The sequence below is a fragment of the Pseudonocardia wallangbongensis genome, from assembly GCF_054486945.1.
In genome coordinates, this window is sequence record NZ_JBRERS010000030.1 from 1 (window position 1) to 11,560 (window position 11,560).

General features: G+C 70.3%; 5 protein-coding genes. All 5 read left to right on the top strand.

Annotation, left to right across the window (positions count from 1 at the left end; translation table 11 throughout):
* Window positions 1–226: 226 nt before the first annotated feature.
* Complete coding sequence (gene rpoB, locus ACU436_RS42030) at window positions 227–3,871, top strand: DNA-directed RNA polymerase subunit beta (RefSeq protein WP_459032779.1); 3,645 nt, start codon at window positions 227–229, stop codon at window positions 3,869–3,871.
* Window positions 3,868–7,941, top strand: coding sequence for a DNA-directed RNA polymerase subunit beta' (locus tag ACU436_RS42035; protein WP_459032775.1), 4,074 nt, complete (start codon window positions 3,868–3,870; stop codon window positions 7,939–7,941). Before rpoB ends, ACU436_RS42035 begins: the two co-directional genes overlap by 4 nt.
* A 260-nt stretch (window positions 7,942–8,201) precedes the next feature.
* Window positions 8,202–9,086: a DMT family protein gene (locus ACU436_RS42040; protein ID WP_459032776.1), complete on the top strand. Its 885-nt coding sequence runs from the start codon at window positions 8,202–8,204 to the stop codon at window positions 9,084–9,086.
* A gap of 83 nt (window positions 9,087–9,169) precedes the next feature.
* A complete protein-coding gene (locus ACU436_RS42045; RefSeq protein ID WP_459032777.1) occupies window positions 9,170–10,546 on the top strand; it encodes an aspartate aminotransferase family protein in 1,377 nt (458 codons plus the stop codon).
* 18 nt (window positions 10,547–10,564) lie between these two features.
* A partial coding sequence (locus ACU436_RS42050; RefSeq protein WP_459032778.1) for a PucR family transcriptional regulator ligand-binding domain-containing protein occupies window positions 10,565–11,560 on the top strand: 996 nt, incomplete at its 3' end.

Consider the following 11,560-nt stretch of genomic DNA (forward strand, 5'->3'; position numbering starts at 1 on the left):
CCGGCTCCGCGAGGAGCCGGCCCCTCGCCGTTCCGGGGGCGCCCGATCGGGGCGCGCCGGCGCGCCGGGCCGCCGCGTTCCTGCCGAAAGCGGCCGCTCCCGGTACAATTCCCCGGTCGGCCGATAGTCGCAGCCGCCCCAGCAGCATTCGAACGCCCGCCACATACGGGCATTCGCCGGGCGGGGTCCGTGAGCGCTGACTGCCCCGCACGAGGGCACCGATGCCCTGTGCTATCTTTGCTGGTCGCGCTCTCGCGCTTCCTCTGCTCGCCTCTCGACCGCCCGAGGAGTCGCCGTCTTGGCACCTGCTGACGCCCCCCGGACGCGCCGCACGTTTGCGCGTCTCTCCAAGGCCCTTGAAGTCCCCAACCTCATCGACATCCAGAAGAAGTCCTTCGACTGGCTGACCGACCCCGAGAGCGGCGGCCTGCGCGAGACGATCGACGACATCTCGCCGATCGAGGACTACACCGGCAACCTCGCCGTGCAGTTCGGCGAGTTCACCTTCGACGCCCCGGTCGCGTCGCTGGACGAGTGCCGCGAGAAGGACCTGACCTACGCCCGCCCGCTGACGGTCACCGTCGCGTTCGTCAACCGCGAGACGGGTGAGATCCGCGAGCAGTCGGTCTTCATGGGCGACTTCCCGTGGATGACCGACCGCGGCACCTTCATCATCAACGGCACCGAGCGCGTCGTCGTGACGCAGCTGGTGCGCTCCCCGGGCGCCTACCTGATGGAGGCCAAGGACCGCGAGAAGCAGGTCTTCATCGCCAACCTGATGCCGGCGCGCGGCTCCTGGCTGGAGCTGGAGATCGACAAGAAGGGCAAGGTCTACGTCCGCATCGACCGCAAGCGCAAGCTGCCGGTCACGGTGCTGCTGCGGGCGATGGGCTACGCGAGCGACGAGGAGATCCTCAACCTCTTCGAGGAGTCGCTCTACATCCGCAACACGATCGAGAGCGACACCGAGGTCACGAAGACCGAGGAGGGCGCGCTGATCGAGCTGTTCAAGAAGCAGCGTCCGGGCGAGCCGCCGTCGGTCGACGCGGCGAGAGCGCTGCTGCACCAGCTCTTCTTCGACCCCAAGCGCTACGACCTGACGCGCGTCGGCCGCTACAAGCTGAACTCGCGCCTGCGCCTCGACATCGACCTCGAGACGCGCACGCTGACGCACGACGACATCATCTCCCTGATCAAGGAGCTGGTCTCGCTGCCGCGCCTGCTCGGCATGCCCGAGAGCCCGGAGGTCGAGATCAGAGACTACGCCGCGGAGGCCGTCACCTACCCGCGCGAGGCGGTCGCCGACCACCTCGACGAGTACGAGCACTTCGGCAACCGCCGCCTGCGGACGGTCGGCGAGCTGATCCAGGAGGCATTCCGGATCGGCCTCTACCGCATGGAGCGCGTCGTGCGCGAGCGCCTCACGACCGAGGACGCCGACACGATCACGCCGCAGACGATCGTCAACATCCGTCCGGTCGTGGCCGCGCTGAAGGAGTTCTTCGGCTCCTCGCAGCTGTCGCAGTTCATGGACCAGAACAACTCGCTCTCGGGCCTGACCCACCGCCGCCGCCTGTCGGCGCTCGGCGCCGGCGGCCTGACGCGCGAGCGCGCCCCGATCGAGGTGCGCGACGTCCACCCGACCCACTACGGCCGCATGTGCCCGATCGAGACCCCCGAGGGTCCGAACATCGGCCTGATCGGCTCGCTCTCCTCCTACGCGCAGATCTCCGAGCACGGCTTCGTCACGACGCCGTACCTGGTCGTCAAGGACGGCAAGGTCACCGACGAGATCGTCCACCTCGACGCGACGCAGGAGGAGGAGGCGAAGATCGCCCAGGCGAACACGCCGCTGGGCGACGACGGCGCGCTGCTGGGCGACGACATCGTCTGCCGCACGCAGGCCGGCCAGTACGTGACGGTCAGCGCCGGCGACGTCGACCTGATGGACGTCTCGCCGGAGCAGATCTGGTCGGTCGCGACCGCGATGATCCCGTTCCTGGAGCACGACGACGCCAACCGCGCGCTGATGGGCTCCAACATGCAGCGCCAGGCGGTGCCGCTCCTGAAGACCGACGCCCCGCTGGTCGGCACCGGCATGGAGTACCGCGCCGCCGTCGACTCCGGCGACGTCGTCGTCGCCAAGCGCGCCGGCACGATCGCCTACGTCGACGCCGACCAGATCGTCATCGAGACGACCGACGGCGCCAAGGACGAGTACGTCCTGCAGAAGTTCATGCGCTCCAACCAGGGCACGCTGATCCACCAGAAGCCGCTCGTCCGCACCGGCCAGGAGGTCGGCGAGGGCGAGGTGCTGGCCGACGGCTCCTCGACCGACCAGGGCGAGATGGCGCTCGGCAAGAACCTGCGCGTCGCCTTCATGTCCTGGGAGGGCTACAACTTCGAGGACGCGATCATCCTGTCCAAGCGGCTCGTGAAGGACGACGAGCTGACCTCGATCCACATCGAGGAGTACGAGATCGACGCGCGCACGACGAAGCTCGGCGACGAGGAGATCACGCGCGACATCCCGAACCGCTCCGAGGAGTCGCTGCGCAACCTCGACGACCGCGGCATCGTCCGCATCGGCGCCGAGGTCGGCTCCGGCGACCTGCTCGTCGGCAAGGTCACGCCGAAGGGCGAGACCGAGCTGACCGCGGAGGAGAAGCTGATCCGCGCGATCTTCAAGGAGAAGGCGCGCGAGGTCCGCGACACCTCGCTGAAGGTGCCGCACGGCGAGGGCGGCGTCGTGATCGACGTCAAGACCTTCTCGCGCGACGCCGGCGACGACCTGCCGCCGGGGGTCAACGACCTCGTGCGCGTCTTCGTCGCCAAGAAGCGCAAGATCTCCGAGGGCGACAAGCTCGCAGGCCGCCACGGCAACAAGGGCGTCATCTCGAAGATCGTCGACGAGCAGGACATGCCGTTCCTGGAGGACGGCTCGCCGGTCGACGTGATCCTCAACCCGCTCGGCGTCCCGTCGCGCATGAACATCGGGCAGATCCTCGAGACCCACCTCGGCTGGGCCGCGGCGGAGGGCTGGTACGACGACGGCAGCGACGCCTACAAGCTCGCGCACGGCGACGGCGAGAAGCCGCGCGTCTACGTCTCGACGCCGGTCTTCGACGGCGCGACCGTCGAGGACGTCGACAACGCGCTGCTGAAGTGGCAGGAGGCGCACACCGGCCGGATCCGCATGAAGACCGACCCGAAGGGTCGCGCCGGCACCCGCGCGAGCGGCAAGTTCACGCTCTTCAACGGGCGCACCGGCGAGCCGTTCGAGACCCAGGTCACGGTCGGCTACATGTACATCCTGAAGCTCCACCACCTCGTCGACGACAAGATCCACGCGCGCTCGACCGGCCCGTACTCGCTCGTCACCCAGCAGCCGCTGGGCGGCAAGGCGCAGTTCGGCGGCCAGCGCTTCGGCGAGATGGAGGTGTGGGCGCTGGAGGCCTACGGCGCCGCCTACACGCTGCAGGAGATGCTGACGATCAAGTCCGACGACACGGTCGGGCGCGTGAAGGCCTACGAGGCGATCGTCAAGGGCGAGAACATCGCCGAGCCGAGCATCCCGGAGTCGTTCAAGGTGCTCCTGAAGGAGATGCAGTCGCTGGCGCTCGACGTCAACGTCGTCTCCGAGGAGGGCACCCGCGCGGAGATGCGCGAGGAGGACGACGACCTCCTGCGGGCGGCCGAGGAGCTCGGCATCGACCTCTCCGGCGTGCGCGCCACCGACGGCCAGGCGGCCGACGAGGGCACCGACGGCGAGGACGCGACCGACGCGGCCCCCGCGGCGGAGGCCCAGTCCGGCGAGGAGCTCGCTCCCGTCGGCGAAGGCGACGACGACCTGACCGAGGACGACGCATGATCGACATCAACAACTTCGACGCCATCGAGATCGGCCTCGCCTCCTCCAAGCAGATCCGCTCCTGGAGCTCGGGCGAGGTCACGAAGCCGGAGACCATCAACTACCGCACGCTCAAGCCGGAGAAGGACGGCCTCTTCTGCGAGCGCATCTTCGGTCCGACGAAGGACTGGGAGTGCTACTGCGGCAAGTACAAGCGCGTCCGCTACAAGGGGATCGTCTGCGAGCGCTGCGGCGTCGAGGTCACCCGCTCCAAGGTCCGCCGCGAGCGGATGGGGCACATCGACCTCGCCGCGCCGGTCTCGCACATCTGGTTCTTCAAGGGCGTCCCGTCGCGCATCGGCTACCTGCTCGACATGGCTCCCAAGGAGCTCGAGAAGGTCCTCTACTTCGCCGCCTCGATCGTCACCTGGATCGACGACGAGGCGCGCGAGCGCGACCTCGACACGCTGCAGGACGAGGTCAACAAGGTGCTCGACTCCTACGCGGCCGAGAAGGAGGAGCGCCTGCTCGTCCTCAGAGAGCAGCTGGAGCGCCGCGTCGAGCTGCTCGAGTCCGGCAAGCAGCCGGCCGGCTTCGACGACGAGGACGAGCTGTGGGCGGAGGCGCTCGACGTCAACGTCGCCAGACTCGACGAGGACGAGCGCGCCAAGCTGCTCAGAGACCTGCGCAGAACCTTCCAGGCCGACATGGACGACACGGAGGCGTACATCGAGGACGCCGCCGAGCGCATGCGCCAGGTGTGGGACCTGTTCCAGTCGATGAAGCCGAAGGACGTCGTCAACGACGAGACGCTCTTCCGCGAGCTGAAGGACCGCTTCGGCAGCCCGTTCGGCTTCGGCGAGTACTTCCGCGGCGGCATGGGCGCCGAGTCGGTGCGCGACCTGCTCGAGCAGGTCGACCTGGAGGCCGAGAGAGACGAGCTGCAGGAGCTCGTCAAGACGGCCAAGGGCCAGAAGCAGAGCCGCTCGGTCAAGCGCCTGAAGGTCGTCTCGGCCTTCATCCAGTCCGGCAACCGCCCGGAGATGATGATCCTCGAGGCCGTCCCGGTGATCCCGCCGGAGCTGCGCCCGATGGTCCAGCTCGACGGCGGCCGCTTCGCGACCTCCGACCTCAACGACCTCTACCGCCGCGTCATCAACCGCAACAACCGCCTCAAGCGGCTGCTCGACCTCGGCGCGCCGGAGATCATCGTCAACAACGAGAAGCGGATGCTGCAGGAGGCCGTCGACGCGCTGTTCGACAACGGCCGCCGCGGCCGGCCCGTGACGGGGCCGGGCAACCGCCCGCTGAAGTCGCTGTCGGACATGCTGAAGGGCAAGCAGGGCCGCTTCCGCCAGAACCTGCTCGGCAAGCGCGTCGACTACTCCGGCCGCTCGGTGATCGTGTCGGGCCCGTCGCTGAAGCTGCACCAGTGCGGCCTGCCGAAGCTGATGGCGCTGGAGCTGTTCAAGCCGTTCATCATGGCGCGGCTGGTCGAGCGCAAGGCGGCGCAGAACATCAAGGCGGCCAAGAAGATGGTCGACTCGATGATCCCCGAGGTGTGGGACGTGCTCGAGGAGGTCATCACCGAGCACCCGGTGCTGCTCAACCGCGCGCCGACGCTCCACCGCCTCGGCATCCAGGCGTTCGAGCCGCAGCTGGTCGAGGGCAAGGCGATCCAGGTCCACCCGCTGGTCTGCCACGCCTTCAACGCCGACTTCGACGGCGACCAGATGGCCGTCCACCTGCCGCTCTCCGCGGAGGCGCAGGCGGAGGCGCGGATCCTGATGCTGTCGGCCAACAACATCCTCTCGCCGGCTCACGGCGCGCCGCTGGCGACGCCGACGCAGGACATGATCCTCGGCGCGTACTACCTCACGTACGGGCCCGAGGTCGACGAGCTGTCGAAGATCGACCCGGCCAGCTACGACCCGCGCCCGCACGTCTTCCGCACCGCGCAGGAGGCGGAGTGGTCCTACGAGCACGGCGTCGTGAGACTCCACGACGTCGCCGAGTACCGCCCGGCCGGCCGTGACGGCGGCCACATCCTCACGACCATCGGGCGCATCATCTACAACGACAAGATCGAGCGCTCGATCCGCGAGACGCTGGGCGAGGACTACGACCCGTCGACCTACGAGTTCGTCAACCGCTCGATGAAGAAGCGCGACACGACGCAGTTCGTCGACGACCTCGTGCAGGCCTACGGCGCCGCGACGATCTCGCAGGTGCTCGACGCCTTCAAGGACCTCGGCTTCCGCTACGCGACGCAGGCCGGCATCACCGTCTCCAAGAACGACGTCGTGATCCCGCCCGACAAGGAGCAGATCCTCGCCAAGTACGAGGGCGAGGTCGCCGAGATCCAGGACCAGTACGACATGGGCCTGATCACGGAGGAGGAGCGCAAGGACGCCGTCGTCGAGCGCTGGACGTCCGCGACCGAGGAGGTCGCCGGCGCGATGGAGCAGCACTTCAACGAGCTGAACCCCATCTTCATGATGGCCAACTCGGGTGCCCGCGGCTCCTTCAAGCAGATCCGCCAGCTGGCCGGCATGCGCGGCCTGATGGCGAACCCGAAGGGCGAGATCATCGAGCGTCCCGTGAAGGCGAACTTCATGGAGGGGCTCGACGTGATCGAGTACTTCACCTCGACCCACGGCGCCCGCAAGGGCCTCGCGGACACGGCGCTGCGCACCGCCGACTCCGGCTACCTGACGCGCCGTCTCGTCGACGTCGCCCAGGACGTGATCATCCGCCAGGAGGACTGCGGCACCGAGGAGTACGTCGAGCTCAGCCTCTACAAGAGCGGCGGCGAGCCCAACGACAACCTCGTCGGGCGCGTCGCGGCGCGTGACTTCGGGCCCAAGAAGGGCGACGCGATCGTCACGCAGGGCAACGAGATCGGCCGTCCCGAGTTCGCCGCGCTGCTGGCGGCCTTCGGCGAGGAGAACGCGAAGATCCCGGTCCGCTCGGTGCTGAAGTGCGAGGCGCCGACCGGCGTCTGCCAGGCCTGCTACGGCCGCTCGATGGCGACCGGCAACCTCGCGCAGATCGGCGACGCGGTCGGCATCGTCGCCGCCCAGTCGATCGGCGAGCCCGGCACGCAGCTGACGATGCGGACGTTCCACACCGGCGGCGTCGCCGGCGCGGACATCACGCACGGCCTGCCGCGCGTCGTGGAGCTGTTCGAGGCGCGCAAGCCGAAGGGCCTGGCGAAGATCGCCGAGGTCGGCGGCGTCGTCGAGATCGAGGAGACCGACAAGGCGCTGACGGTCGTCATCACCGACGACGGCGGCGACGAGCACCGGCACACGTTCCCGCGCCGCACGCGCCTGTTCGTCGAGCGCGGCGAGAAGGTCGAGCCGGGCACGCAGCTCAACGAGGGCTCGCTGTACCCGCACGAGCTGCTGGCGATCCGCGGCCGCACCGAGACCGAGCTGTACCTCGTCAAGGAGGTCCAGGAGGTCTACAAGTCCCAGGGCGTCGACATCAACGACAAGCACATCGAGCTGATCGTGCGCCAGATGCTGAAGAAGGTCCGCGTCGACCAGAAGGGCGACACCGACCTGCTGCCCGGCGTCTTCGTCGACCGCCACGACTACGCCAGAATCAACCAGGTCGTGATCGACGCCGGCGGCGAGCCGGCGCAGGCCGAGGAGATCATCCTCGGGATCACGAAGGCGTCGCTGAACACCGACTCCTTCCTCTCGGCGGCCTCCTTCCAGGAGACGACGAAGGTCCTGACCGACGCGGCGCTCGAGGGCAAGATCGACCGCCTCAACGGCCTCAAGGAGAACGTCATCATCGGCAAGCTGATCCCGGCGGCGACGGGGCTGAAGCGCTACCGCCGCATCGAGATCGAGCCGGCCGAGCCGCTCCCCCGCGGCATGGACGACGTCGGCCTGCTCGACCACGACGAGCTGGCCGCCGAGCTGGGCCTCACCGACGGCGAGGCGCTGCAGGGCTTCGGCCCCTCCGGCATCGAGGCCGACCTCGCCGACCTCGAGGAGATCGGCAACGGCGGCGGCTCGCACGGCTTCGCCGAGGAGCTGGCCGAGCTCGACGTCCCGGACGACAGACAGCAGCAGTAGCAGCGGAAACGCGATCCGCGGCAGCGACGACGGCCGCCCCTCGGGGCGGCCGTCGCGCGTTCCGGGGCCGGCGCTGTCGGCAGCAGCGCCGGTGCGCCGGCTTGCACGCGCGGCGATCGTTTCCCAGGCGGGCTTAATGTCGGCCCGCTACGCTGCCTCCAGCTTCGGGAGGGACCTCAAGCCGGTGACGCTCGCTGCCGAGAATGCAGCATGAGGGTCGTATCGATCGCCGGCTGCCAAACGCAGCCTCAATTCGATTCATGACGATTTATCTTGGCATCCTGCTTGCGCTGATCTGCGCGTTCACCACGAACCTCGCGTTCCTCTACAAGCACCGCGGCGCGTGCGCCGCACCGGCCGTCCACGTCAGCCATCCGCTCAGATCGGCGGCCGGGCTGTTCCGCTCGCGCTGGTTCGCGGTCGGCATGGGCGTCGCGCTGTTGGCGTGGATCTTCCACGTCGCGGCGCTCGCGGTCGCGCCGATGTCGGTCGTGCAGACGGTGCTCGCCGGCGGCGTCGTGATGCTGGCGGTGATGGCGGAGCGGATCTTCGGCTTCTCGGTCGGGCCGCGCCAGTGGATCGGCCTCGGCTGCACGGCGCTCGGCCTCGTGCTGCTGGGGATCACGCTGCCGGCCGTCCACAACCCGCAGTCGCAGTTCTCGCTGCCGGGGATGATCGCCTTCGAGGCCGGCCTCGTCGCCGTCGGCGGGCTGCTCGTGATGGGCAAGCGGATCGGCGCGCCCGACCATCACCACGGCGTGATGCTCGCCGCCGCCGCCGGCCTCCTGTTCGGCGTCTCCGACGTCGCGCTCAAGGCGCTGACCGGCCTCGTCGCCGGCGAGGGCGCGCTGGCGCTGCTGACGACGCCGTGGACGGCGGTCGCCGTCTTCGCCTCGGTCGCCGGCTTCTACGCCTCGGCGAAGGCGCTGCAGGAGGGCGAGGCGGTGCCGGTGATCGCCTTCACCGGCACGGCCGCGAACGTCTCCGGGATCGCCGGCGGCATCATCGTCTTCGGCGACCCGCTGCCCGGCGACGTGCTCGGGATCATCGCCCAGGCCGCCGCCTTCCTGCTCGTGATCGTCGCCGCCGCGCTGACGCCCGGGCCGGTGCGCGCCGCTGCCCGGCCGGCCGCGGCCGCCGCCTGACCACCGCGCAGCCGGCCGCCCCGCCGCGGGGTACCTTTGTACACAGCGGCGAATCGGCTTATCCGATCCGGAGGGTGATGGCGATGGCGACGACGGAGAGACGGACGGCGGCGACTCTGCAGGAGCTGGCCAAGCGCCACCTCTGGATGCACTTCACGCGGATGGGCGACTACGCCGGCGGCGAGGTGCCGATCATCGTCCGCGGCGAGGGCTGCCACGTCTACGACGAGCACGGCCGCTGCTTCTTCGACGGCCTCTCGGCGCTGTTCTGCTGCAACCTCGGCCACGGCCGCGCCGACCTCGCACGGGCCGGCGCCGAGCAGGCGAAGGAGCTCGACTTCTACTCGACCTGGTCCTACGCCCACCCGCGCGCGATCGAGCTGGCGGCGCGGATCGCCGCGCTCGCGCCCGGCGACCTCAACCGCGTCTTCTTCACCAGCGGCGGCGGCGAGGCGGTCGAGTCGGCGCTGAAGCTGGCGCGCCAGTACCACAAGCTGACGGGCAGCCCCAACAAGACGAAGGTGATCGCGCGCGAGGTCGCCTACCACGGCACGCCGCTGGGGGCGCTGTCGGCGACCGGCATCACCGCGCTGCGGACGCCGTTCGAGCCGCTGGCGCCGGGCGGCTGCCACGTCCCCAACACGAACGTCTACCGGCTGCCCGAGGGCGTGCCGGTCTCCTCGCTGGCCGAGGCGGTGCGCGAGCGGATCGTCTTCGAGGGGCCCGAGACGGTCGCGGCGGTGATCATGGAGCCGGTCCAGAACTCCGGCGGCACCTTCACGCCGCCCGACGGCTACTTCCAGCGCGTGCGCGAGATCTGCGACGAGTTCGACGTGCTGCTGATCTCCGACGAGGTGATCTGCTCGTGGGGCCGCGTCGGGGAGTGGTTCGGCTGCCAGCGCTACGACTTCCAGCCCGACCTGATCACGACCGCGAAGGGCCTCACCGGCGCGGTCGCGCCGATGGGCGCGCTGATCGCCTCCGACCGCGTCGCGGCGCCGTTCATGGAGGGCGAGGAGTCGTTCCTGCACGGCTTCACCTTCGCCGGCCACCCGGTCGCGGCGGCGATCGCGCTGGCGGCGCTCGACGCCTACGAGCAGGAGGGGATCCTCCAACGCGTGCGCGACAACGAGGCCGGCCTGCGGGCGATGCTCGAGTCGCTGCGCGACCTGCCGATCGTCGGCGACGTGCGCGGCGCCGGCTACTTCCAGTCGATCGAGCTGGTCAGAGACCGCGACACGAAGCTGACGTTCGACGACGCCGAGGCCGAGACGCTGCTGCGCGGCTTCCTCTCCCGGGAGCTGCACGAGGCCGGCCTGATCTGCCGCGCCGACGATCGCGGCGACCCGGTCGTGCAGCTGTCGCCGCCGCTGATCGCGGGGCCGCGGGAGTTCGAGGAGATCGAGGGCATGCTGCGGCCGGTCCTCGCGGAGGCCGGCCGGCGCATGCACGTCGGCTGAGAGACGGAGGGACCGGAGTTGCTGACCGTTCGCGAGCTGTTCCGCGACGTCGAGATCCGCCTGCTCGCAGGCGAGGAGGCGCTCGACGCGCCGGTGCGGTGGGTGCACATCACCGAGCTGGAGGACCCGACGCCGTGGCTGTCGGGCGGCGAGATGCTGCTGACGACCGGGCTGCAGCTCGGCAGCGCCGAGCGCCAGCGGGCGTTCGTGCGGCGGCTGGCCGACCACGGCCTCGCCGGGCTCGGCTTCGGCGTCGGCTTCGGTCACGAGCAGGTGCCCGAGCCGCTGATCGCGGCGGCGCGCGAGCGCGGCCTGCCGCTGTTCGAGATCCCCTACGCGGTCCCGTTCATCGCGATCACCGAGACGGCCTTCAGCCGGCTCGTCAACGAGCAGTACGCGATCCTGCGGCGCGCGATCGCCGCGCACGAGCGGCTCGAGCGGATCGTCCTCTCCGAGCGCGGGATCGACGCCGTCGCGGGCGCGCTGGCGACGCTGGTCGGCGGCGCGGTACTCGTCTTCGACGCGCGCGGCGCGCTGCTCGCGTCGCGCTCGCTGCGCGCGGAGGTCGACGACGAGACGGTCGCGGCGCTGGAGCAGGAGCTGCGCGCGCGCACGCGCAGCGCCGACGCCGGCGGCCGGCGCGGCTTCGCGCCGAGCGCGGCGGCCTTCGGCGGGCGGGCGCTCGCGCTGCCGGTCGGCGCCGGCGGCGACGCCGCCGAGGGCGCGCCGCTGCTGCAGGCGTGGCTGGTCGCGGCGAAGGACGCCGGCGCGCTGTCGGAGTTCGACCGCCTCACGCTCCACCAGGCGGTCACGATCGTCGCGCTGGAGCTGCTGCGCCGCCGCGTCGCCGAGGACACCGAGCGGCGGCTGGCCGGCGACGTGCTGTCGGCGGTCGTCAGCGGCGAGCTGGCCGGCGCCGACCTGCGGCGGCGGCTGGAGCCGTTCGGGCTCGGCGCGCGCGTCGGCGTCGTCGTGCTGGCGCCGCCGCGGCCCGGCGCCGGCGGCCTCGCGGCG

Bases quoted from the DNA above. Each gene is read 5' to 3' on its own strand.
- ACU436_RS42040 (WP_459032776.1), top strand. From the start codon at position 8,202: ATGACGATTTATCTTGGCATCCTGCTTGCGCTGATCTGCGCGTTCACC.
- ACU436_RS42035 (WP_459032775.1), top strand. From the start codon at position 3,868: ATGATCGACATCAACAACTTCGACGCCATCGAGATCGGCCTCGCCTCC.
- ACU436_RS42045 (WP_459032777.1), top strand. From the start codon at position 9,170: ATGGCGACGACGGAGAGACGGACGGCGGCGACTCTGCAGGAGCTGGCC.